Origin of the sequence: Algoriphagus resistens (assembly GCF_001442615.1) — a bacterium.
In the GTDB taxonomy this organism is placed as follows: Bacteria; Bacteroidota; Bacteroidia; order Cytophagales; family Cyclobacteriaceae; genus Algoriphagus; species Algoriphagus resistens.
Genome location: NZ_LMXN01000014.1, coordinates 43479 through 64938 on the forward strand (window position 1 = coordinate 43479; position 21460 = coordinate 64938).

Consider the following 21460-nt stretch of genomic DNA (forward strand, 5'->3'; position numbering starts at 1 on the left):
ACAGAAAGCCGTTTAGCGCGGCTGTTCAATTTTGGAAAAGTGTATATAAAAGGGCAGTCATTGGTTCAGATGAGAAAAGGAGTGGGGAATACTATGATTCAGAGGAGAATTCCAGAATCCTGTTTTTGTACCAGTCTAAAAGTTGAGGTGAATAAATAGGTATGGAAATTAGCTCAACCAGAATTCCTTCTTTGATGATATAATGTGTTGGAGACAATTCTATGTTGAAGTTTTCATTTACCCATTTTCTGTCTACACTAGCTGTCTTATATCCAAAATCTCCCCTTTTTGAGAAATACCTTTCGATTTTTTGAGGAGAGGACATCGCAAAACTGAGGAAAACAATGTCTTCTCTATCCTTTAATTCTTCGGTAAGCTTTTTAAGATTCTCTTCTTCCTGCTTGCAGCCTGTACATCCCACAAACCAAGTGTTAAGCACTATCAATTTGTCTCTCAGCTCTGAATATTCAATTCTGTTTCCAGCTAAATCTACATAGTCAAACTCAGGAAATTTCGATCCTATAGGTAATCCTAGCGTAACTTTTCTTGCGTTTTCAACTGTACTTTCAAGTACTTCTGGATTTGATAAGGTGTTGCTTTGGCTCATAGAAAAGGTGTATGAACCTAGAAGAGCAAACAGTACTAAGGTTATTTTTTTCATTTTATAAGAAAGCAGATCGGTAACAAGATAGTTAGTTTGAAGTAGAATCAAAATCTGTATCCAAAACGGAGATGTAAATTCACTGTTAAATTCCCCTCATCATAAGAGTAGCCTTGTGATTTGTAGAAATAATGTAGGTAACCGAATCCTATTCCCGTCTCAAATACAAAATTCGTGGATATAGGTCGGCGGACTCCCCAAGTAGGCACAATTGATAAATCAGGTATGACAACATCATCGTATTGGGAAATCACAAAGAGATCAGGATGAAAACTGGTTTTTAATGAAAAGAAATTCCCAAAGTTCCCTTTGGTGGGTTTTCCTTTATTACTACGTTTTTCTAAATTATAGTACCACCTGGGTTCTGCTGTAAAAACAGTTAAAAACACATAGCTACTTGAATAGTTTAAATCTCCCCAAGCCTGCATATCAAGGCCAACTTCTGCTCTCAAAGCGAATTGATCCGAAAGCCTATATTCGTTATTCAGCCAAACTCCTAAAAAACCAACATGAAGCTCGGGTTTATTGGTAGACACAACAGCCTCTTGAGCATTCGCTAAAGGCATTGAACATAGAAAGGCAAAGAATGCGAAAAGATTTTTCATTGAGGCTATAGGATTAATTTCGGCAAAACTAATCTTTTTTTATATCCCACTTCCAACCGCTCACTTCCTTGGATGAAAATCAGTCAGCACCTGCCTTAAATAATCCCGGTCCAAGTGGGTATAGACTTCTGTGGTTGTGATGCTTTCATGACCGAGCATTTCCTGAACTGCCCGAAGATCTGCTCCTCCTTCGATTAGATGAGTGGCAAAGGAATGCCGGAATGTATGGGGTGAGATGTTCTTTTCTATTCCTGCCTGTTGCGCAGTTTTCTTGATAATCAGAAAAATCATTACACGTGAGAGTTTTTTTCCTCTACGGTTTAGAAACACATATTCTTCGTGTCCTTTTGTGATAGTTTGATGAATGCGAACTTCATTTTTATAAATATTCAGGTACTTCAAAGCGTCTTTTCCAATGGGAACGAGCCGTTCTTTATTGCCTTTACCAACTACTTTCAAAAAACCTACATCTTCAAAAACCTGCCCTTTTTTCAGTTCTATCAGTTCGGAAACGCGAAGACCAGAACTATAGAGCATTTCCAACATGGCGCGGTTGCGATGACCTTCCGGTTCGCCGAGAGGAATCGCCTCCAGAAGCTGTACGATTTCCTGATAGCTCAGCGTGTCAGGTAGTTTCCGGCCTAGTTTAGGAGCTTCTAGCAGCTGTGCGGGATCTTCGGTGATTTTATCCTCATACATCAGGAAACGGTAAAAAGCTTTGATTCCCGAGATGATCCGAGCGTGGGTATATTCCGAAATTTCCAGCTTGGACAGCTCTGTTACAAATTTTCTTAGATGCTCCAGTTCCAGTGCCAGCGGGCTCTGATCAGGGAAAGCTGTCTCGCTGTATTTCGCGAGTTTTTCCACATCACGGGAGTAAGCTTCAATAGAATTTCCGCTTAACGATCGCTCCAGTTTGAGATAATGGCGGAATTGCTTGATGTGGTTTTCCCAGATTTTGTGCATTCAGGTTGTAAAGTTGTAATGTGGCAAAGTTAAAAGTTTAGATTGACCGAACCCTACCACTTTATAAACTGAAAATCCTTTTAACTTTGACTCAGCAACCAACAAACCGAATTTTGTTTTGAAAATAATGATCATTAACGGGCCAAACCTCAATCTTCTCGGTAAAAGAGAGCCTGAAGTCTATGGCAGCTCTTCTTTTGAAGAATATTTTGAGGGATTGAAAAAGGCCTTCCATGACGTTGATCTGCATTATTACCAGAGTAATGTGGAGGGCGAGCTGATCAATAAAATCCACGAAGTAGGCTTTTCTTTTGATGCCATTTTACTCAATGCGGGTGGCTATACCCATACTTCAGTGGCTATCTCTGATGCCATCGCCGCGGTGACCACCCCTACGCTGGAGGTACATATTTCGAACATTTACAAGCGGGAAGAATTCCGCCATAAAAGTATTATTTCCAAATCCTGTGTCGGAATGATATCTGGGCTTGGCCTGAAAGGCTACGCCCTGGGAATACTCTATTTTCAATAACCTATTTCTACCTATGCTCACATTTGCGCCTGGGCCATCTAAAGTATATGATGCCCTTCCTAGTTATTTGCAAGATGCTTACACCGAAGGCATCCTGAGTGCCAATCACCGCAGCAATGCTTTTATGCATCTATATCAGGAGACTGAACAACTGATGCGTGAAAAGCTGCATATGCCGGAAGATTACAAATTGCTTTTCACTTCCTCAGCCACAGAAAATTGGGAGATCATAACCCAATCTGTGGTGCAGCAAGCGGGTTTTCATATTTACTCAGGGTCATTTGGCAAAAAGTGGATAAGCTTTGCAAAGCATATCAATCCCGCGACGGACGGCTTGAAAATCGAAGCAAACCAGGCAATCGATGTGGCAAGTTTGGAGATCAGTGAGGATTTCGACGTGATTGCGCTGACGCAAAATGAAACCGCAAATGCGACTCAGGTGCCAATGTCTGTGATTGAAGCCATTAAGGGGAAATACCCGGAAAAAATGATTGCAGTGGATACCACTTCTTCTATGGCCGGAATCGAGCTGGACTTTAGCTTGGCTGATATCTGGTATGCTTCCGTGCAGAAATGTTTTGGACTTCCTGCAGGTTTGGGGATTTTGATTCTGTCTCCTAAAGCCATAGAAAAATGTGAATCCAAGGGTGAAAAAGGGCGATACAATAGCCTAAGTTTTATTCTGGAAAATGCGGCTGGATATCAGACTCACTATACTCCTAATGTCTTTGGAATCTATCTTTTAAACCGTGTACTCAAGGATCTGGAAGAAATCCAGCATATAGATGCGAACCTTAGGGATCGGATGCAAAAGCTCGAAAATGCCGTAGCTCAGTCAAAATCACTAAGGATGCTGGTGGACAATGCAGAGACAAGAAGCACTACGGTTCTGGCTGTCACTGGAACGGAGGAATTGATTGCTTCGGTAAAAAAAGATGCCGAAAAAGAGGGTATGCAGCTGGGGTCGGGATATGGGCCACATAAGCCAACCAGCTTCCGGATTGCTAATTTCCCTGCGATCACCAATGCAGAGATGGATAAGTTGATCGGGTTTTTGGGAAGATATTAACCACAGGAGGTGGAGCTTTAACTCAAGGACACGGAGTTTAAATACTGAATCGGTTCGAGTCTTCAGATTCGGGCCTTTTCTATTGCTTATCCTCAGCTTTGCAAATATTTCAGTGACTTTATTGTTCACCATTTCATAATTTCAAAACCTTCGTTCTTCTGTAATAATCTCCCTACTTTCGCGGAATGTTTGATTTGAAAGAAATATTGTCGGTTTCCCTGATTCTTTTTTCTGTGATTGATATCCTTGGTTCTATCCCGATTATAGTCAACCTAAGACAGAAGGTAGGGCATATCCAGTCCGAAAAAGCCACTTTGGTAGCAGGGGTGCTTATGATTCTCTTTCTTTTTGCGGGCAAATCCATTTTGAGTCTGTTTGGAATAGGAGTGGAGGACTTTGCTATCGCAGGTGCTTTGATAATTTTCGCCATTGGTGCGGAGATGATTCTGGGGGTTGAACTTTTCAAATCGGATCCTGATGCCAAAGACAGTGCTTCCATAGTACCTATAGCTTTTCCTTTGATAGCTGGAGCGGGTACGCTTACTACTATTTTAACATTAAAGGCTGAATTTGCTCAGATTAATATCGCCATAGGAATATTACTGAATCTGATCTTGGTCTATATTGTACTGAAAAGTACAGGCTGGCTGGAGCGAAAGATTGGAAAAACAGGTTTAGACGTGCTGAGGAGGATTTTTGGAATTATTTTGCTTTCCATCGCTGTGAAAATTTTCAAGACAAACGCTTTTCCGCTAAGCATGGAGTCGGGGATTTAAGCCCTATCTTTTACGTATTTTCATTTACTTTACCCCATGATTACCATTTATACTGATGGCGCTGCCAAAGGAAATCCCGGCCCGGGAGGCTACGGAGCTGTGCTAAAATTCGGAAAACACCGAAAGGAACTTTCTGAAGGCTTTCGCCTCACCACAAATAACCGCATGGAGCTTTTGGCAGTGATCCGTGCCCTGCAGGCTTTGAACACGAATGAATTTCCTGTACAGATTTATTCCGATAGCAAATATGTAGTGGATTCTGTGGAGAAAGGCTGGATTTGGGGATGGCAGAAAAAGGGCTTCAAGGACAAGAAAAACCCCGACCTCTGGCTACGGTATATTCCGCTTCACCTGAAGTACAAGCCCAAATTCATCTGGGTAAGAGGGCATGCCGGCAATATCGAAAATGAGCGCTGCGATGTGCTGGCAGTACAAGCAGCAGAAGGCTTTGACCTAAAGCCCGATCAGGGGTATGAAGCGAGTTTGTGAGGAGCTTTTGATAAAATATGGAGTTTACTTTTATAAAGAACACTAGTTTACATTAGCATCGTAAACCTCTGGGTGCTTGGGCTTATTTCTTGAGACTTCGGATTTGATACTTTATAATTTGTCCATCGACACGAAGGGAGTATCAGCACGATCTACATCCAAAAGTGGTCTGTATTCCGAGTCTGGATATTGCCAGCCTTGCTCTCCCAATTCATAAAGCAAAGGAGCTAGATTCTGGACTGCGGCTTTGCAACCTTGGATAATTGCTCCCATTTTTCCGGTTTGCTTGGAGAGTACAGCTTCGTTTTCGATTTCAAAAGGGCCTGAAAAATTTTTCTCTTTCAAAACATTCACAAAAGCTCTCCAGTCCATGGAATCACCCAACCCAAATCCCGGTAGTGTAGCTTCATAGTGATGCCTGTCCCAAGGATTGGTGCTGGATGAAATCCCGGCTTTTTCTGCCCATTCGGCAGGAACCTGCTGCATCGGATACATATTTCCCCAGAATGGATCAGGATTATTTCGGGTGGACTTCACATGGATTCTCTTGAGGCGGTTCATGTCGGTATTTTTGATCACTTCCACTGGATCGGTATGCTGCCAGATGTCATGTGAAGGATCGTAGATTTCGCCATGATTGGATTCGGGGACGAGTTCATACATGAGTTTTCTCGCTGCCAGAACCCCTGTAAGATTGTTGAAAGTACCAAAGTGGCCTGAACTTCTCCAGCCTTCCATGGGACAGTTTTCATAGAGAATGGTTACTCCCAAGCTATTGGCATAACGGATAATTGGCCCAAAGATCTTCTGATATTCCAGCAGGTTTTTCTCGAAACCACCGTCCTGATTTCCCAGTTCGTGATTGTAGCCTACGAAAGTCCCGACTTTCACGTCGTTCTCATCTCCGCCAAGCAGATATGCCATTCGGACTAATCGCAAAAGATGGTTTTGATTTTTGATCCGCTCAGCTGGATCTCCTCCGATAAGATTGTCAAAAGCTCCTATGGATAGCCGAAGTTTAGCTCTATTGAATTTTTCGATCAGTTTTTTTGCTTCTCCTGAACCGAAATTTTCATAGTCCAGATGAGTGGCGACAAAATCATCCCGTGTACCATCCCTTCTGAAAACGCATAAGTCTAAGCCTTGTACGTCTATTTCCAGTGCTTTTTCTACCGTTTGATCCAGGGTTAGCTGGTCAAAAGCGGATGTCATAATCCAGATTGGGTTTACCATATTCAGCTTGTTTGGGTTCTATCAAAAAAAGGAAATAAACCAGCCGATGACAAGGACTATGTTTATTTCCTTTGAAGGAATAATAAGTTTACTCTTTGTATATCAATGTACCAAAGTCAGGGTTACTTCCTGCGTACCGAAGCTTGATAAATCCACATTTTGTGTAAGCACCATATTGTCTGCATCCACGCTTACCATTTTTAAATCTCCAGTGGCACCTGGAATATCAATAAGATCAGTATCTACAGAAAGCACCTTGGTTGACTCGTTATATGTCCAGACAAAATCGCTTGATTGAGGCTCTGATTCATCGCATTTAATTGCACCAGCATTTACTACACCTGTGTTGCCAGACTCGTTATAGTTAAAGGTGATCGTATTATCCAGAAAGCATTCGGGGATTTCCGAAGTGATTGGGACGCCACCCACTGATGCACTGCTGAATTTCCAGGCTACACCTGACCCAATAAGTTCGGCATCCGTCTTCGGTGGGTCCTTATCATCATCGCTACATGAGCTTAAAGTGATGAGGCTGGCGAGGACGATGAGGAAGGAGAGTTTCTGAAAAATTTTCATAGGGAAAAATGGTTAGTTCTGGAAAATCTAAATTACAGAAATAATGCTAAAATCCTGGTTTAATTTGACTCTAGACAATTATTCCTTTCCAGAATACCGTTTGCGTATTTCCACTTTTTGCTTCTGTCTATTCCAAAGCGCACAGGCCAAATCAGGCGCGACTTGGTCTGGGTCGGATACATGAAGGATTTTTTTGAGCTTTTCCTCACCTAGATCTATTCGGTAACATATCTGAAGCAAGCGCTCAAACTCCCTATCCAGCATATAAGCGATGACTTTGGAGAGCATAGCAATGGCTTTTTCTTCATCAAATTCATCAGCTTTCTCTGGGAGATCAAAATCCTTTCTCAGTAATAAAAAAGTTTCTTTAGATAGGGTTTCACTCATATCTGCTGCCAAAAAAGCCCCTTGGAATAGGGGCTGGTTTATTAATTATCTGATTTTTCTTCAGACTTAGCTTCTTCAGGTTTTTCCTCTTCCGGTTTTTGCAACACTTCAGGAGCCTGTATTCGAAGTAAGTTGTACCAGGTGATCAACTTCTTAATATCTGAGGTATAAACTCTCGCTTCGTCTACTTCCGGAAGCACATGCTTCATAAATGCTCTAAGCTCAGAATCATCAGGATTGGCATCCAGACCCAAATCACCTTGGAATTCCGCTTCTATCTTCTGCATCACGGATTCCAGCGGCTCAGCACCCTCTTCTGTCAGGGTATAGATGGAAATATCACTTAGAATAGATACACGCTGGGACATGCCGGCAACGAGTTTCGTTTTTTTTGCATCCATGCTTTCGAGGATCACTCCTGTGCGTGAAGGTTTCAAAACTTTGAACAAACCGGGTTTCCCGGCTACGGTGGCAAGATCTTTAAAATTCATTTGGTTTATTTTTTCGAGGCTACAAATATAGGACTATCAATTAAATGATTTACCTGGCTTCATATTCAGTTACTAGTTCTTCCATAAACTTCGTCAGTTCCACTTTACCTGTACCGTCTTCGGCACTGCTGATAAAGTAATCCGGTTCTTCTTCGAAGATCTCCCGGGTTTTGTTTAAAAATTTCTGGATATTCTGATGGGTTTTTGATTTTGACTGCTTGTCAGCTTTAGTAAATACCAAAGCTGTAGGCACACCCTGAGAACCACACCAAAGCAAAAATTCCAAATCAATCTGCTGAGGCTCTAAGCGGCTATCTATCAATACAAATACACCACAAAGATTCTCCCGTTTGGTAAGGTAAGTAGTAATCATGCTTTCCCAGCCCTGCTTGACTTTCAGATTTACTTTGGCAAAGCCATAGCCGGGAAGATCGACCAGGTACCATTTGTCATTGATTAGAAAGTGGTTGATTAACTGGGTTTTACCTGGTTTCTGTGAGGTCTTTGCAAGTCCTTTTTGGTTAACTAGCATGTTGATCAGAGAGCTTTTGCCCACATTTGATCTGCCGATAAAAGCAATCTCCGCGCGGTCTGGCTTCGGACAATTTCCGGGGTTGGAATTACTGATTACAAAGGTGGCTTTCTGGATCATCTGCTGGTGTTTGTATGCAAAAGTAGCACATTATCCGAAAAGGGAAGGATGAAAGCAAAGTGGAACATTTTTCCTTTCCTCGTGTTTCTTGTCTATTATTGTTCTTTCAAAGACAGAATTCTGATGGCCGTAGTACCTTATAAAGACAAGCAAGATTCCAAAAAAGATCAAGTTGCTGAGATGTTCAATAACATTTCGGGCAAATATGATTTGCTCAATCATGTGCTCAGCATGGGAATTGACATCACCTGGAGAAAAAAAGCGATTAAATATCTTAAAGACGATCAACCCAAATTGATTCTGGATATCGCTACAGGCACGGGTGATTTTGCAATTGAGGCGCTTTCTCTGAATCCGGATAAGATCATTGGAGTGGATATCTCTGAAGGGATGCTCGAGGAGGGACGAAAGAAAATGAAGAAAAAAGGGCTGGAAGATAAAATTGAGCTTCAGCTTGGTGATTCCGAAGGACTGCTTTTTGAAGATAATAAGTTTGATGCGGTCATCGTTTCTTTTGGGGTCAGGAACTTCGAAAACCTGGAGAAAGGGTTAGCTGATATGTACCGGGTACTGAAGCCAGGTGGAAAGGCAGTGATATTGGAATTCAGTAAACCTCGAAAAGCTCCGATGAAGCAGGCATATGCTTTCTATTCCAAAGCCATTTTGCCGCAGATAGGAAAGATTGTATCCAAGGACAATTCTGCTTATACTTATCTTCCTGAGTCAGTACAGGCCTTTCCGGATGGAATGGATTTCCTGAGAATTATGAACAACGTCGGATTCACCAGCAACCTATGCAAACCACTTACATTTGGAATAAGCTCGATCTACGTAGGAACAAAGTAATCTTACTGGGTTTATTATTTTTCTTGGCGTCAATTCCATCGTTTGGGCAGGGGATGTTTGGCTTGACATCTACGGCTGGTTCTGATAATCGTACCCTTTCCTATGGCTTTTTCCTTGCTGCTCATAACAGTACGTTGCAGCTGAAGTATACGGATGCTTTTCTTAATTCTACCTCAACAAATGCATTCACAGATGTGCGAAGTGTTCAGACTAAATTTTCCCCCGGGTTTTCACTTGGATTTATTGGGATTCTGAGGCTTCATGATCAGGTGCAGTTGCTTTTTACTCCAAAAGTGGGTTTTTATGAGTATAAGACAATGGTGACCTATTTTGATAATCAAGTTGATGAGGAAATAATAGGAGGGGATGTAATTGTAAGCTCAGAAGATCTCGGGAAGGTTTTGGAGTACAGCTCTGAAGCTACCATGGTAGAATTACCTTTGCTTTTTAAATACAGATCTGTAAGATTCAACAATACCCGCATGTATTTCATCGGAGGTGGGAGCTACCAGTTCCGTACCAAAAGCCAGGATGAAGCCAATGTGGATGATATTGTATTGACAGGTCAGGATGTTTCTATTGAAGCAGGAATGGGTTTCGAAATTTATTTCAAATACTTCAAGTTTGCTCCGGAAATCCGTTTTTCGCATGGCCTTATAAATGCTTATCAGGCAGAAAATACACTTCCTGAACTTCAGGATGCAATCTCGTCCATCAAAAGAAAGAGTATTACTGTTTATTTGAATTTTCAGTAGAAGTTAGCTGCTGAAAAATTGTAGAATTTGAAAATTAGGACGTTTACGTTGATAGTGTAAATTTCTTGTTTGTCTTTTTAAGGAAGTACCATCTTCATGATTTTTTTATAAAACGAAGCGTAAAACCCATCCATCGTTTTTACGTGGATGGGATGTAAGCGACTAACCCTGATTGAGAATATACTCTCGAATAGTATCAGGAGAAGCCTCACCGATTGAGCAAACAAAATAACCATCTGACCAAAGTAGATGCTGATACCAATATTTCTTACGAAGAGTAGAAGGATGTAATAACCAAATTTGACGATTAGATTCTTGTTTTAACCTACGGACAATTTGAGCAATAGACAAACCAGGAATGTAACGGATGAGAAAATGAATGTGGTCAATATCGCTCTCAAATACTTCAATTTCAAAATCAGAGCCATCAGTAATAGATTGAAAGATGCGTTTAATATCAGTATTTAACTGACCGACAAGTAACTTTTTGCGATATTTACAAACAAAGATTAGATGACATTTGAGGTAATGTTTAGACCGGTTTGTGCTGATGTAATTAGATTTTTTAGACATAGTAGCGAAGTTTTTTGTGAATGTTTCTCAATCAAAATGGAGATATTTACAAAAAACGTAACGGTGGTATAAAAATAATTACTATTTTTCCATAAGTGAAAACAATACATAAGACATATCGCTTTGCAATAATGCCAAATCAGGAACAACAAATCCTATTAAGCAAACATTTTGGATGTGTTAGATGGGCTTATAATCACTTTCTAAATGAGAGAAAGGAACAGTATGAGTTGAGTAAGAAATCAGACAATTATTATGCACAGGCAAAGACATTGACTGAAATTAAAAAGAAAGAAGAAACTATATGGCTGAAAGAAGTAAACAGTCAAACTCTGCAATTTGCTTTAAGATGCTTAGATACTGCATACCTAAACTTTTTCCGTGGCAATGCTAAGTTTCCACGCTTTAAAAGCAGGAGAGATAAAAATACATTCACTGTTCCACAATTTGTAACAGTTGAAAAAGACTTATTGTATATTCCAAAATTCAAAGATGGAATTAAGGTCAATCTTCACAGAGAAATAAAAGGTGAAGTAAAACATTGCACCATTAGCAAAACACCAACAGGTAACTATTTTGTTTCAATACTTTGTGAAACCCAATATGAACCGAAACAAAAAACAGGTAAAGAAGTTGGAATAGATTTAGGCTTGAAAGATTTTGTAATTACTTCGGATGGAATTAAATTTAAAAATAATCGTTACACAAAACACCATGAACGTGCTTTAGCAAAAGCGCAAAAACACCTTTCTCGTAAAACAAAAGGCAGTAATCGGTATGAAAATCAAAGACTGAAAGTTGCCATGTTACATGAGAAAACAGCCAATTCAAGATTAGATAATTTACACAAAGTAAGTTCTCAAATCATTTCTGATAATGATGTGATTTGTTTAGAAGATTTACACATAAAAGGAATGATTAAAAATCATAAACTTGCAAAACATATCGCAGATGCAAGCTGGGGAAACTTTGTAAGATTGTTGGAATACAAAGCGGAATGGAATGATAAGCAAATAGTAAAAATAAACCGCTTCTTTCCCTCTTCTAAAACCTGTAATTCTTGTGGTTGGATAAATCAAAACTTAAACCTTTCAGAAAGAGAATGGACTTGCAAATGTGGAGTAATCCATGATAGGGATGATAACGCTGCAATAAATATCTTGAAAGAAGGAGAAAATAATCGGGGCGGGACTCTCCGATAACACTCTTCGAGGCTCAAATCAGACTTCTGCAAAGAGGCGCAAGCCGTTGAAAAGAGAAGCCCATCCCATCAGCTTTGCTGTGGGTGGGTAGTTCACTAGAAGGTTGTAGCTAAGTTTTAGCAACTAATATTTCTGTTTTAGCCTAAATCTATTTCTGTTTATCTTTCAGCATGAAAAATAAAATTGCTTTAGTCACCGGAGCAACTTCAGGAATAGGCAGAGCCGCTGCAATTACGCTTGCCAAGATTGGCTACAACATCATTGCAACAGGCCGACGTGGGAACCGACTGGAAGAACTCAAATCAGAGCTGCCCAAAGGAGTTGATTTTTTACCTTTGATATTCGATGTGCGTGATCGGGAAAAAGTAAAGGAAATCCTGGATAATCTTCCCCAGAAATGGAAGGCAGTAGACGTACTGATAAATAATGCAGGAAATGCGCATGGGATTGATCCAGTCCAAGCAGCCAATCTGGATGATTGGGATGCGATGATAGATATCAATGTCAAAGGGCTGCTCTACGTGTCCCGGGCGATTATTCCCGGAATGACCGATCGGAAATCAGGGATGATTATCAATATTGGCTCCATAGCAGGAAAAGAAGTCTACCCAAACGGCAGTGTTTACTGTGGTAGCAAGCATGCTGTAGATGCGATTACCAAAGGCATGAGAATCGATCTAAATCCCTTCGGTATTCGTGTGGTAGCTATTCATCCGGGATTAGTTGAAACCGAGTTTTCACTAGTTCGTTTTAAAGGAGATGATAGCCGGGCAGATGCTGTCTATCAGGGAATAGAGCCATTGGTCGCTCAGGACATTGCAGATATCGTGGAGTTTGCCGTAACTAGACCTGCGCATGTGACAATTGCCGATGTGGTGGTATTACCGACCGCGCAGGCTTCTGCCACTATAGTTAAACGAGATTCCTGATTGTGAGCAGATTTTATATTCCTTTATTCTTACTTTTAGCCGCCTGCGGGACCGCCCGGAAGAGCGATCAAGAGGTGTTTTCAGAACAGCAGCGGGAAGAGTTGGGTCCTGTGAAAGATATTGAGCTGGAATCAGGGAAAACTGAATTAGAAGAGAAGTTGGTCGCACAAGGATTGGTGAATGTGGAGGAAGCTATTTCCGGGATTAAGGTGGAGCTGAGGTATTCTACCACAGACAATTTCTTCGGACAGGATGTATATGGAGACCTGACTAAAGCTTATCTTCAACCCCAAGTAGCGGAGCGGTTGAAAAATGCCCAACAAATGCTTAAAAGTCAGTTTCCGGATTATACTTTGCTGGTTTATGATGGAGTTCGTCCTTTGAGTGTACAACAGATTCTGTGGGATAATTTGGACAAACCTGATAGTCTTAAACCTTTATATGTGGCAGATCCGAAAAAAGGTAGCTTACATAATTTTGGTGTGGCCGTGGATCTGACCATTTTTGATCTCAAAGTGGATTCTACGTTGGATATGGGGACACATTATGATTACTTTGGCTATCCGGCCTACCCTGATCGGGAAAAACAAATGCTTGACGAAGGTAAGATTACCAAAGTTCAAGTTGCGAACCGGGAAATTTTACGGAAAGTAATGATGGCAAACGGTTTCACGGGAATCGGTTCAGAGTGGTGGCATTTCAATGCCTTCTCCAGAAAAGAAGCCGGGGAAAAATTTGAAATTATCAAGTGAGGAATCCAATTATCTGTGCCCTAGATGACAGTATTCAATTTTCAATAATTAATAACACCCAAGAACTCAAATCCTATGAACTTAAAACGAACACTTTTCTCGCTCATGCTGATTTTCAGCGTAGCTTCTTTGGCATCAGCACAGCAATTCAAAGCATTGGTTTTTAGCAAAACTGCCGGTTTCCGCCATCAATCAATTCCTGAGGCTGTAGCGGCGTTGAAAAAAATGGGGAAAACCCAGGTTTTCAGTGTATACACAACTGAAGATGCGGGAGAATTTACTGATGAAAAATTAGCGAAGTATGATGTGGTGATTTTGACATCAACCACCGGTACGATCTTTAATGACGAGCAGAAGGCTGCATTTCAGCGATACGTTCAAAGCGGTAAAGGTGTAGTAGGGATTCACTCTGCCACTGATACCGAATACGAATGGCCATGGTATAATAAAATGATGGGAGCTTATTTCCTTTCTCATCCTGCTCAGCAGACGCTTAGACTCGATGTAGTGGATCAGACGCATCCATCTACATGGCATTTACCAAAAAACTGGCTATGGACGGATGAATTGTATGAATTCAAAGAAATTAACCCCGATATCAAGGTTTTAATCAAAGCTGATGAAAGCACCTACAAAGTGGCTAAGGGAAATGGTGAGAACCATCCAATGGCTTGGTATCACGATTTTGATGGGGGTAGAGTATTCTATACGGCACTTGGCCATGTGGAGGCAGCTTGGGAAGATCCTGATTTCTTGAAGCACCTTTATGGAGGAATCTGGTATGCTGCTACAGGCGAGCCTTACAAGTAGTAATGAAAACCTATTATCTCTAATAGTGGGTAAAAGCTACATTTGCTAACAGTCAAATCCGATTGCTCAGCTGCTGTGAGGGAAGTGATAGGAATGAAAATCCGATTTGCCGGAACTTAATCCCGATAAATGGGATTGCTAAACAAAAATCAAGAACACCATGCTACAAGCACAAGCAAGACCTGTACACCTCTATATGGAGGCCAATCCAAACCCGAATTCCCTGAAGTTTGTCGCCAATTTCATGCTGGTGGATGAGGGTGTAAGTTTTGATTTTCCGGATGCTGAAGGTGCTAAAATAAGTCCGTTGGCGCAAGAACTCTTCAATTTCTCTGCTGTAGAGCGCGTATTTATAGCTTCCAATTTTGTGACTGTCACCAAATCAGAAGAAGTGGAGTGGGCAGAGATCCAAGGTATCGTAAGAGATCACATCAAGCAGTATCTGGAAGCAGGCAAAGCACCTGTTCCGGTTGGCTTTGATAAGGATCCTCTTTTTGATGAGAATGATTCTGAAGTAGTGAAGAAAATCAAGGGAATACTTGACGAATATATCCGACCTGCTGTAGAACAAGACGGTGGAGCCATAGTTTTCCATTCATTTCACGATGGTGTGGTAAAAGTTCAGCTCCAGGGCTCATGCTCCGGCTGTCCTTCGAGTACAGTGACTTTGAAAGCCGGTATCCAAAACCTTCTTACCAGAATGCTTCCTGAGGTGAAGGAAGTGGTGGCGGAAGGAGTTTAAGCTGGATTTATATGGGTAAAAGAGATTGGTCCTGGGCGATTCTTGGAGTTATTGCTTTAGGAATACGTTATTTGGCGGCTCAAAACCCTGAAGCTACTGATGAAATTTATTCGAGAATTTTCTTTCCAGGTATTCGGAACGTCATAGATATTACGCTGGGAATGTTGCCTTTTCCCAGCGTTTATTTATTTATAGTCACTGTACTGCTGGTCATTGGCATTTATTCTTGGAGGCTTAGCAAAAAGGCAGGTTGGAAAAGCAAATGGCTTTATTCTCTGCAGGCATTGGCCAATGGACTAGGTGCATTGATATTCTTTTTCCTGGTGCTATGGGGCTTCAATTATCAGCGTACGCCTATAGTGCAGCAGCTTGGACTTCAGCCCAAAGCCATGAATCTAGAACAGGTAAAAAGGGAGGTGCAGATCACGTATCGTCTGGCACAGCAGCATAGAAATGCTGTCACGCGCGACACCGCAGCAATAGATAAAATATTGCCCTATCCTGAACTGGAAAAGCTCGTGCGTTCAAACATTGCCGAAAATCTTGATATGCTTGGGTTAAATTTTACAGGAAGACCCAGAACCAAACTCTTTCCCCCGCCGGGTTTTATGCGGAAAATGGGAATCTTGGGGATTTATTTCCCTTTTACCGGAGAAAGCTACATTGACCCCACCTTGCATGCATTGGAGAAGCCATTTACAGTTGCCCACGAAATGGCCCACAGTTATGGAGTGACAGATGAGGGCGAGGCCAATTTTATAGCTTGGGTGATCTGTACCAATTCGGATGACCCCCTATTGCGTTATTCCGGACAATTGAGGCTGCTGAACTATCAGCTGACCGATTATTATAGAATGGCTCCCGAGGAATATAGAGATTGGGTGAAAACACTGGATAAAGGTATTAGAAACGACATGATCTCTATCCGAAAAGCCAGCGAGGCAATCAAGCCATATTCATTGGAACTGAGTCGTAAAACCAACGATGTATTTCTGAAAACACAAGGGGTGAAAGCCGGAGTCAACAGCTACCAGGAATTGCCGAAGTTGGCTTTTGCGTGGAGGGAAAGGATGAAAGATTTTTAAGGAATAGGGCAGACACTATGGAAACCTGATTTTTTTGTATGTAGGGTTTTTAAAAAAATAGTATTTTAGTTTTTGAACTGGGGGCTGGTTCATTGTGATTTTCTCCAGATGATTTAATTGTTTCTCAATGCGAATTATTCTTTTCTTTCTAGCTATCCTTTTTTTCTGTCAAACTAGTATAGCCCAGATTACTATAAACATGGAGCATAAGGATGATGGGAGCATAGAGCTCTATGCAACTAATCCCGAAAAGGTGCCTTATACCATTTTAATTGATGTTACAGAACATACGAACCTCCTTCCTATCGGGTCTTCAGGGCTAGTGGTAGCCCGTCCGGGTAGATCTAAGGTGTCAACTTTGAAGCGTAGAACAGAGGGACAGAGTACTAATTTACGCTATACCTATTCATACATTGGAGGAGATTATTTTGCGAAATCCAAAGGTAAACCTATATACCTCATTCCGCTTCCGGAGGGTACAATAGCTACTGGAATACGCATGACACATATTCAAAATCGCCTTCAGCCTGAGGAGGAGAATACAGACTATGTGGGAATTTCATTCAGGTTTGATTTGCCTACGCAGATACTTGCCCCACGGAAAGGTGTGGTCACGGCGGTCAGTATGGAACAGTATGACGAGCAGCAAAATCTGGATTTTGACAGCTCAGAGAATTACATCGAGTTATTTCATGAGGATGGATCTCTCACCAAGATCATGGTTTTGAGAGCAGGGAGCCAAAAAGTGAAAGTCGGTCAAGTGGTGTTCCCTGGAGACATACTTGCTGATTCGGCCGGTGAGGAATATAATTCAGGTTTGCATGTAAGGCTAGTTAATATGAAACCAGTGAAGGATGGCACAAACAAGCTGAAATACTTGCATGAACCAATGACATTTATTTCAGAGGAAGGAGAGTCAGACTTTCCTGAAATGCAGAAAGTAGCGGTGATTTATCCCGAGGAGATTGTCACAGCTGAAATGAGCAAAAAGGAATTGAAGGCTTACAAAGCAAATGAGCCAGATTGAAAATCACTTTTTCCTATTCCCAAACCAAACGCCTAAGATCACCGCTATGATTCCAATATAGTGGCCCAAAAGCAAAACTTCCCCATCAAGTACTCCCCAAAAGATGGCCACAATAGGTATAATGTAGGTCACAGAGGCGGCAAAAACAGGTGTTGCAGTCTTCACCATAACATTGAAAATAATCAGTGCGATAGCTGTCCCCATCACGCCAAGCAGTGTGAGATATCCCAAAGCAGGCAAAGCGCCGTCTATATTTACAACTTTGTAGGAAAACTGTGTACCGGCCATCAAATAGATCAGTGCTGCCGGCAAAACCATGACCAGGGAAATCGCAGTGATTTCTATAGGTTTAAGCTTTTGGAAGCGATATTTGATAATATTCAGATTGAAACCATAGCATATACAGGCTAGGATCACATAAAAAGCATACGAGTTGATATCCGCAAAAGCTCCGAATCCACTACCTTCTTTGACAGTCACTAAAATAAATACCCCTATAAATGCAATGGCAAGTCCAATCCCATTTCTTCGGGTGATTTTCGAGCTGAAAAATAAGGCACCAATCACCACTACTGATAGTGGGGTCAGGGCATTAAGCACCCCAGTAAGTGAGCTGCTGAGCTGAGTCTGGGCTTTGGCAAATAGAAACGCAGGGATAAAACTCCCAACCAATCCAACAATAATCAGGTTTTTGATCTGGGATTTATCGAGATTCTTAATTCTCGGGATAGATAAGGGGAGCAGGAAAGCTGCGGCGGCCACAATTCTATATGCTCCCACTTCCCCGGGGGAAAATACTTCCAGCCCTCTTTTGATAAGAATAAAGGAACTGCCCCAAATCAGGGACAATAGAATAAGTAACCCCCAGTTTTTGAGATTACTGTCATTGGTGGTAGTGGACATTGGCTATGGCGGAAAATTGCCCGCATCACAAAGGAAGTAAAACCAAAGAAAAACTTCTTACCAAGTAGGGGGAAAATTGTAAGTTAGACATCAACTGACAGATTTCTACAAATTGGAAAAGTGAATGGGTTATAGTAGTTGTGTAGCAAGTCTTTGCCCATTTAATTTTATTGGAAATCCGCTAATCCCGATTTTACCGTGTCAAATTGTATGGTGTCATCTGCCAACACTCGGAACCATTTTTTAAATCCAGTTTATCATTATCTAATGCCATTGATTTCAATATAATATCAAAGGGAAGGAGATTTTGAAGGCCAAGGAAAAATTCTATTTAAGTAATGCGGGCATACTCTATGATGGATTATCAGGATAGAATGATTTCTGGTTCTTCCAACTTTTACCACTTTTCAACAATTCAAAAGACGTGATCTGCATATACATCAGAGACTTGCTCTAATATATCACAAACATGCTCGTAAGTCTCCGCGGTCACCATTTCGGCTCTGTATTGCTTGAAATTTGGCATACCTCGGAAATAATTCGTGTAGTGTCTCCTCATTTCAAGTATCCCAAGTTTGGGTCCTTTCCACTGCACAGAGAAATCCAGATGCTTTTTTGCGACAGCGATTCTTTCTTCCAATCCGGGAGCGGCAAGCTTTTCTCCCGTGGCTAGAAAATGCTTGATCTCATTGAAAATCCATGGGTACCCAATAGATGCTCTGCCGATCATCATGCCGTCCACGTTATATTTAATCTTATATTCCTGCGCCTTCTCGGGTGAATCGATGTCTCCGTTTCCAAATACAGGGATATATAGGCGTGGATTTTCTTTCACTTTGTTTAGGTAACTCCAGTCCGCCTCACCTTTATACATTTGTTTTCTGGTGCGTGCGTGTATGCTGATGGCTTGGATTCCTACATCCTGAAGCCGCTCTGCCACTTCCACGATGCGGATGGAGTCATTGTCCCATCCCAGGCGGGTCTTAACTGTCACAGGAATATTTACCGCTTTTACGATTTCTGCAGTCATAGAGACCATTTTGTCGATGTCCAAGAGAATCCCCGCTCCTGCACCTTTACATGCGACCTTGTTTACAGGACAGCCATAATTGATGTCCAGAATATCAGGCCTGGCTTCTTCTACAATGGCTGCAGCTTCACGCATCGAGTCTATTTCGTTTCCGAAAATCTGAATCCCTATCGGCTTTTCGTAATCGAAGATATCAAGTTTGGCCACGCTCTTTGCAGCGTCGCGAATCAAACCTTCTGAGCTGATAAATTCTGTGTACATAAGGTCTGCACCGTTCTGTTTGCAGACTGCTCTGAACGGTGGATCACTCACATCTTCCATCGGTGCAAGCAACAATGGGAAGTCCCCTAACTCCAAGTTTCCTATCTTAACCACTTCTTATTTTAAATTTGCGCGTAAATTTACCCCAATTATGGAGATATACGAAACGGATTCAGAAATTGGTAATAGGAAGAGTTGGCTTTTATCACTGATAGTCATTGTTTTAGTCGGGCTGGGAGTTTTGATTGTCCTTCAAGTAATTGCTCTTGCCGTCGCGCCTTTTCTGTTTAATATCTCAATAGAAGAGATAATGGCATTGATGACAGGAGATTATTCCCCTGATAATGGGCGGATGGCCATGCTTTTTGTTCAGGGAATAGGGTCAGGGATTGGTTTTTGGGTGGCGGCTTATGTAATCATGCATTTCATTGATAAAGCCGACTTACATTGGGAAATACAAATACCTCGATTTAATGCCCAAGGTGCTGGCTTGGTTTTGTTAATTACTTTAGGGGGAATGCTCTTCAATGGTTTGCTGGTCTATTTAAATTCCCAGCTGGTGCTGCCGGAGTCTATGTCGGGCGTTGAGTCTTGGATGAAGGAAATGGAGCAACAGTTGCTTGAACTTACTAAGTTTCTTACTGATTTCCAGACGATTCCAGAGCTTTTGATGGGGCTTCTGGTGATTGGAGTACTTGCAGGAATAGGCGAAGAGATGTTTTTCAGAGGACTTATTCAGCCCAAGATGCATTTATACACCGGCAATGGCCATGCTGGGGTTTGGATTACGGCTTTTATTTTCTCTGCCATCCATGTTCAATTTTATGGCTTTCTCCCACGATTGTTTTTGGGGGGGATGTTTGGTTATTTATACCTGTATTCAGGTAGCATGACTTATCCCATATTGGCCCATATTGTCAATAATGCATTTACTGTATTGATGGTTTATGCTTCAAATCAGGGAATGATAGATTTTGATATAGAATCCACCGATGCAGTTTCATATCCCGCTGCTATCCTCGGTTTATTGGTTCTTATGGCGGGAATCTTTTACTTTAAGAAAATAAATAAACCCAATGGAGAACTGGAACAAGGTGTTTGATAGTCCAATGCAAGTTAGAGCTGAGATCGTCAAAGGGGTGTTGGAAGAGCATCAGATACAAGCAGTAGTGTTAAATAAAAAAGAAACCATATATCAGATTTTTGGAAACTACGAGGTACATGTACAGCGCGGGGATATGATGATGGCAACTAACATAATCCAGAATGAGATCTCGTTTTAGTATAAACAATTACAGTAATCTGGGGCAAAGGGCCATCACCGCATTATTCGGGGCATTGATAATAGTGGGGGGGTGTATTTATTCTGACTACACCTATTTTTTGGTTTTTGCAGGAATCCTCGGCTTTTCCCAAATGGAGTTTTACAAATTGAGTGGTCTTGATGGGATGCTCCCGCTGAGGAGTTTTGGGACATTTCTCGGACTGATGATATTCTGCCTCACCTTTCTGGTGGAGAAGGAGCATCTGTCCGATAAATATTTCTATTTCATCTTTCCTATCGTCTCTCTCACTTTCTTTATCAAGCTTTACAAGAAAACTGATAAAAAACCTTTCACTGGCGTTGCCTATACTTTTTTGGGTCTATTTTATGTGGCAGTGCCCTTTTCATTACTAAATCTTGCGGTATTTTCAGTAGATGCCACTTATAATTACGAGATCATCATTGGTTGCCTTTTGATTCTATGGGCCAGTGATACTGGGGCTTATTTTGCTGGAACAAAATTTGGTAAGACTAAGTTATTCGAACGGGTTTCCCCAAAGAAGTCTTGGGAAGGCTTTTTGGGCGGGGCTTTTTCAGCAATTGGAGTAGCGTTCATTTTGACAAGATATTTTCATGTGATTGAAGATTGGAAATGGTTGGTGATTGCCGGGATTATCATTATTGCGGGAACCTATGGAGATCTGATTGAGTCGCTTTTCAAGCGATCCATTGAGATCAAGGATTCAGGAAAAGGTCTTCCCGGCCATGGGGGATTTATGGATCGTTTTGACGGATTGTTACTTTCGGCCCCATTTATTACGGCCTTTTTGAAAATATTCTAATT

The 21460-nt window shown here is 41.4% G+C and carries 27 protein-coding genes; 16 read left to right on the forward strand and 11 right to left on the reverse strand.

The features are described from left to right. Window positions 1–91: 91 nt before the first annotated feature. The 3 genes from AS141_RS20635 to xerD form a co-directional block, all read right to left on the reverse strand. Window positions 92–607 (reverse strand): TlpA family protein disulfide reductase, encoded by a 516-nt coding sequence (locus AS141_RS20635; protein ID WP_157243543.1) that lies wholly within the window; start codon window positions 605–607, stop codon window positions 92–94. Window positions 608–708: 101 nt separating this feature from the next. After that, complete coding sequence (locus AS141_RS20640) at window positions 709–1266, reverse strand: hypothetical protein (protein WP_057939602.1); 558 nt, start codon at window positions 1264–1266, stop codon at window positions 709–711. A 60-nt stretch (window positions 1267–1326) separates the two neighbouring features. Continuing rightward, a complete protein-coding gene (xerD, locus tag AS141_RS20645) occupies window positions 1327–2232 on the reverse strand; it encodes a site-specific tyrosine recombinase XerD (protein ID WP_057939603.1) in 906 nt (301 codons plus the stop codon). Window positions 2233–2350: 118 nt separating this feature from the next. Between xerD and aroQ the strand changes: the two genes are divergently transcribed. The 4 genes from aroQ (at window position 2351) to rnhA (ending at window position 5098) form a co-directional block, all read left to right on the forward strand. After that, complete coding sequence (gene aroQ / locus AS141_RS20650) at window positions 2351–2764, forward strand: type II 3-dehydroquinate dehydratase (protein ID WP_057939604.1); 414 nt, start codon at window positions 2351–2353, stop codon at window positions 2762–2764. A gap of 13 nt (window positions 2765–2777) precedes the next feature. Beyond that, window positions 2778–3833 (forward strand): aminotransferase class V-fold PLP-dependent enzyme, encoded by a 1056-nt coding sequence (locus tag AS141_RS20655; protein ID WP_057939605.1) that lies wholly within the window; start codon window positions 2778–2780, stop codon window positions 3831–3833. Between the two features lie 185 nt (window positions 3834–4018). Beyond that, entirely contained in the window at window positions 4019–4609 is a 591-nt protein-coding gene (locus tag AS141_RS20660; protein ID WP_057939606.1) for a MarC family protein, read from the forward strand. Between the two features lie 36 nt (window positions 4610–4645). After that, the gene (gene rnhA / locus AS141_RS20665) at window positions 4646–5098 is read left to right on the forward strand and encodes a ribonuclease HI (RefSeq protein ID WP_057939607.1); all 453 of its coding nucleotides are present in this window, start codon (window positions 4646–4648) and stop codon (window positions 5096–5098) included. A 111-nt stretch (window positions 5099–5209) separates the two neighbouring features. On the opposite strand, the gene AS141_RS20670 is transcribed toward rnhA, so the two are convergent. The 5 genes from AS141_RS20670 to yihA form a co-directional block, all read right to left on the reverse strand. Continuing rightward, window positions 5210–6331, reverse strand: a complete 1122-nt coding sequence (locus AS141_RS20670) for a sugar phosphate isomerase/epimerase family protein (protein WP_057939608.1) — start codon at window positions 6329–6331, stop codon at window positions 5210–5212. Between the two features lie 102 nt (window positions 6332–6433). Then, window positions 6434–6907, reverse strand: a complete 474-nt coding sequence (locus AS141_RS20675; RefSeq protein ID WP_057939609.1) for a lipocalin-like domain-containing protein — start codon at window positions 6905–6907, stop codon at window positions 6434–6436. A gap of 78 nt (window positions 6908–6985) precedes the next feature. Then, on the reverse strand, window positions 6986–7294 hold the full coding sequence (locus AS141_RS20680; RefSeq protein ID WP_057939610.1) for a hypothetical protein: 309 nt from the start codon (window positions 7292–7294) through the stop codon (window positions 6986–6988). A gap of 41 nt (window positions 7295–7335) precedes the next feature. Further along, window positions 7336–7785, reverse strand: a complete 450-nt coding sequence (locus AS141_RS20685) for a DUF5606 family protein (RefSeq protein WP_057939611.1) — start codon at window positions 7783–7785, stop codon at window positions 7336–7338. A 49-nt stretch (window positions 7786–7834) separates the two neighbouring features. Next, window positions 7835–8437 (reverse strand): ribosome biogenesis GTP-binding protein YihA/YsxC, encoded by a 603-nt coding sequence (gene yihA / locus AS141_RS20690; RefSeq protein ID WP_057939612.1) that lies wholly within the window; start codon window positions 8435–8437, stop codon window positions 7835–7837. 123 nt (window positions 8438–8560) lie between these two features. Here yihA and ubiE point away from each other — a divergent pair, with 123 nt between their 5' ends. Both ubiE and porT read left to right on the forward strand, forming a co-directional pair. Continuing rightward, complete coding sequence (ubiE, locus tag AS141_RS20695; protein WP_057939716.1) at window positions 8561–9283, forward strand: bifunctional demethylmenaquinone methyltransferase/2-methoxy-6-polyprenyl-1,4-benzoquinol methylase UbiE; 723 nt, start codon at window positions 8561–8563, stop codon at window positions 9281–9283. After that, the gene (gene porT / locus AS141_RS20700; RefSeq protein WP_057939613.1) at window positions 9232–10038 is read left to right on the forward strand and encodes a type IX secretion/gliding motility protein PorT/SprT; all 807 of its coding nucleotides are present in this window, start codon (window positions 9232–9234) and stop codon (window positions 10036–10038) included. Before ubiE ends, porT begins: the two co-directional genes overlap by 52 nt. A 162-nt stretch (window positions 10039–10200) precedes the next feature. Here the strand turns inward: porT and tnpA are convergent, their stop codons facing one another. Next, window positions 10201–10611: an IS200/IS605 family transposase gene (gene tnpA, locus AS141_RS20705; protein ID WP_057939614.1), complete on the reverse strand. Its 411-nt coding sequence runs from the start codon at window positions 10609–10611 to the stop codon at window positions 10201–10203. 95 nt (window positions 10612–10706) lie between these two features. Between tnpA and tnpB the strand changes: the two genes are divergently transcribed. From tnpB to AS141_RS20740, 7 genes are all read left to right on the forward strand, one after another. Further along, complete coding sequence (gene tnpB / locus AS141_RS20710; protein ID WP_157243544.1) at window positions 10707–11813, forward strand: IS200/IS605 family element RNA-guided endonuclease TnpB; 1107 nt, start codon at window positions 10707–10709, stop codon at window positions 11811–11813. A 170-nt stretch (window positions 11814–11983) separates the two neighbouring features. Then, a complete protein-coding gene (locus AS141_RS20715; RefSeq protein ID WP_057939616.1) occupies window positions 11984–12742 on the forward strand; it encodes an SDR family NAD(P)-dependent oxidoreductase in 759 nt (252 codons plus the stop codon). Window positions 12743–12744: 2 nt separating this feature from the next. Beyond that, complete coding sequence (locus tag AS141_RS20720) at window positions 12745–13494, forward strand: M15 family metallopeptidase (protein WP_057939617.1); 750 nt, start codon at window positions 12745–12747, stop codon at window positions 13492–13494. A gap of 75 nt (window positions 13495–13569) precedes the next feature. Continuing rightward, complete coding sequence (locus AS141_RS20725; protein ID WP_057939618.1) at window positions 13570–14304, forward strand: ThuA domain-containing protein; 735 nt, start codon at window positions 13570–13572, stop codon at window positions 14302–14304. A gap of 160 nt (window positions 14305–14464) precedes the next feature. Continuing rightward, the gene (locus AS141_RS20730) at window positions 14465–15046 is read left to right on the forward strand and encodes a NifU family protein (protein WP_057939619.1); all 582 of its coding nucleotides are present in this window, start codon (window positions 14465–14467) and stop codon (window positions 15044–15046) included. A gap of 11 nt (window positions 15047–15057) precedes the next feature. Continuing rightward, entirely contained in the window at window positions 15058–16131 is a 1074-nt protein-coding gene (locus AS141_RS20735) for a DUF3810 domain-containing protein (RefSeq protein ID WP_057939620.1), read from the forward strand. A gap of 199 nt (window positions 16132–16330) precedes the next feature. Further along, complete coding sequence (locus AS141_RS20740; RefSeq protein ID WP_057939621.1) at window positions 16331–17158, forward strand: M23 family metallopeptidase; 828 nt, start codon at window positions 16331–16333, stop codon at window positions 17156–17158. 3 nt (window positions 17159–17161) lie between these two features. Here the strand turns inward: AS141_RS20740 and AS141_RS20745 are convergent, their stop codons facing one another. Together AS141_RS20745 and dusB are read right to left on the reverse strand one after the other, a co-directional pair. After that, window positions 17162–18061, reverse strand: coding sequence for a DMT family transporter (locus tag AS141_RS20745; protein WP_057939622.1), 900 nt, complete (start codon window positions 18059–18061; stop codon window positions 17162–17164). Between the two features lie 415 nt (window positions 18062–18476). After that, on the reverse strand, window positions 18477–19466 hold the full coding sequence (gene dusB, locus AS141_RS20750; protein ID WP_057939623.1) for a tRNA dihydrouridine synthase DusB: 990 nt from the start codon (window positions 19464–19466) through the stop codon (window positions 18477–18479). A 37-nt stretch (window positions 19467–19503) separates the two neighbouring features. Between dusB and AS141_RS20755 the strand changes: the two genes are divergently transcribed. The 3 genes from AS141_RS20755 to AS141_RS20765 are packed head-to-tail and all read left to right on the forward strand — an operon-like array spanning window position 19504 to window position 21458. Further along, window positions 19504–20454, forward strand: a complete 951-nt coding sequence (locus AS141_RS20755; protein WP_057939624.1) for a CPBP family intramembrane glutamic endopeptidase — start codon at window positions 19504–19506, stop codon at window positions 20452–20454. Continuing rightward, a complete protein-coding gene (locus tag AS141_RS20760; protein WP_057939625.1) occupies window positions 20429–20635 on the forward strand; it encodes a putative signal transducing protein in 207 nt (68 codons plus the stop codon). The genes AS141_RS20755 and AS141_RS20760 overlap by 26 nt, the downstream gene beginning before the upstream one ends. Further along, a complete protein-coding gene (locus AS141_RS20765) occupies window positions 20619–21458 on the forward strand; it encodes a phosphatidate cytidylyltransferase (RefSeq protein WP_057939626.1) in 840 nt (279 codons plus the stop codon). The genes AS141_RS20760 and AS141_RS20765 overlap by 17 nt, the downstream gene beginning before the upstream one ends. The last annotated feature ends 2 nt before the right edge of the window (window positions 21459–21460 follow it).

What these genes read in the sequence shown, in the direction of transcription:
- ubiE (WP_057939716.1), top strand. Translation starts at nt 8,561, where the DNA reads ATGGCCGTAGTACCTTATAAAGACAAGCAAGATTCCAAAAAAGATCAA.
- AS141_RS20715 (WP_057939616.1), top strand. Translation starts at nt 11,984, where the DNA reads ATGAAAAATAAAATTGCTTTAGTCACCGGAGCAACTTCAGGAATAGGC.
- xerD (WP_057939603.1), bottom strand. Translation starts at nt 2,232, where the DNA reads ATGCACAAAATCTGGGAAAACCACATCAAGCAATTCCGCCATTATCTC.
- yihA (WP_057939612.1), bottom strand. Translation starts at nt 8,437, where the DNA reads ATGATCCAGAAAGCCACCTTTGTAATCAGTAATTCCAACCCCGGAAAT.
- AS141_RS20685 (WP_057939611.1), bottom strand. Translation starts at nt 7,785, where the DNA reads ATGAATTTTAAAGATCTTGCCACCGTAGCCGGGAAACCCGGTTTGTTC.
- AS141_RS20740 (WP_057939621.1), top strand. Translation starts at nt 16,331, where the DNA reads ATGGAGCATAAGGATGATGGGAGCATAGAGCTCTATGCAACTAATCCC.
- rnhA (WP_057939607.1), top strand. Translation starts at nt 4,646, where the DNA reads ATGATTACCATTTATACTGATGGCGCTGCCAAAGGAAATCCCGGCCCG.
- porT (WP_057939613.1), top strand. Translation starts at nt 9,232, where the DNA reads ATGCAAACCACTTACATTTGGAATAAGCTCGATCTACGTAGGAACAAA.
- AS141_RS20730 (WP_057939619.1), top strand. Translation starts at nt 14,465, where the DNA reads ATGCTACAAGCACAAGCAAGACCTGTACACCTCTATATGGAGGCCAAT.
- AS141_RS20765 (WP_057939626.1), top strand. Translation starts at nt 20,619, where the DNA reads ATGAGATCTCGTTTTAGTATAAACAATTACAGTAATCTGGGGCAAAGG.
- AS141_RS20755 (WP_057939624.1), top strand. Translation starts at nt 19,504, where the DNA reads ATGGAGATATACGAAACGGATTCAGAAATTGGTAATAGGAAGAGTTGG.
- AS141_RS20660 (WP_057939606.1), top strand. Translation starts at nt 4,019, where the DNA reads ATGTTTGATTTGAAAGAAATATTGTCGGTTTCCCTGATTCTTTTTTCT.
- AS141_RS20735 (WP_057939620.1), top strand. Translation starts at nt 15,058, where the DNA reads ATGGGTAAAAGAGATTGGTCCTGGGCGATTCTTGGAGTTATTGCTTTA.
- AS141_RS20670 (WP_057939608.1), bottom strand. Translation starts at nt 6,331, where the DNA reads ATGGTAAACCCAATCTGGATTATGACATCCGCTTTTGACCAGCTAACC.
- AS141_RS20635 (WP_157243543.1), bottom strand. Translation starts at nt 607, where the DNA reads ATGAGCCAAAGCAACACCTTATCAAATCCAGAAGTACTTGAAAGTACA.
- AS141_RS20640 (WP_057939602.1), bottom strand. Translation starts at nt 1,266, where the DNA reads ATGAAAAATCTTTTCGCATTCTTTGCCTTTCTATGTTCAATGCCTTTA.
- AS141_RS20760 (WP_057939625.1), top strand. Translation starts at nt 20,429, where the DNA reads ATGGAGAACTGGAACAAGGTGTTTGATAGTCCAATGCAAGTTAGAGCT.
- AS141_RS20745 (WP_057939622.1), bottom strand. Translation starts at nt 18,061, where the DNA reads ATGTCCACTACCACCAATGACAGTAATCTCAAAAACTGGGGGTTACTT.
- AS141_RS20655 (WP_057939605.1), top strand. Translation starts at nt 2,778, where the DNA reads ATGCTCACATTTGCGCCTGGGCCATCTAAAGTATATGATGCCCTTCCT.
- AS141_RS20725 (WP_057939618.1), top strand. Translation starts at nt 13,570, where the DNA reads ATGAACTTAAAACGAACACTTTTCTCGCTCATGCTGATTTTCAGCGTA.
- AS141_RS20675 (WP_057939609.1), bottom strand. Translation starts at nt 6,907, where the DNA reads ATGAAAATTTTTCAGAAACTCTCCTTCCTCATCGTCCTCGCCAGCCTC.
- AS141_RS20680 (WP_057939610.1), bottom strand. Translation starts at nt 7,294, where the DNA reads ATGAGTGAAACCCTATCTAAAGAAACTTTTTTATTACTGAGAAAGGAT.
- tnpA (WP_057939614.1), bottom strand. Translation starts at nt 10,611, where the DNA reads ATGTCTAAAAAATCTAATTACATCAGCACAAACCGGTCTAAACATTAC.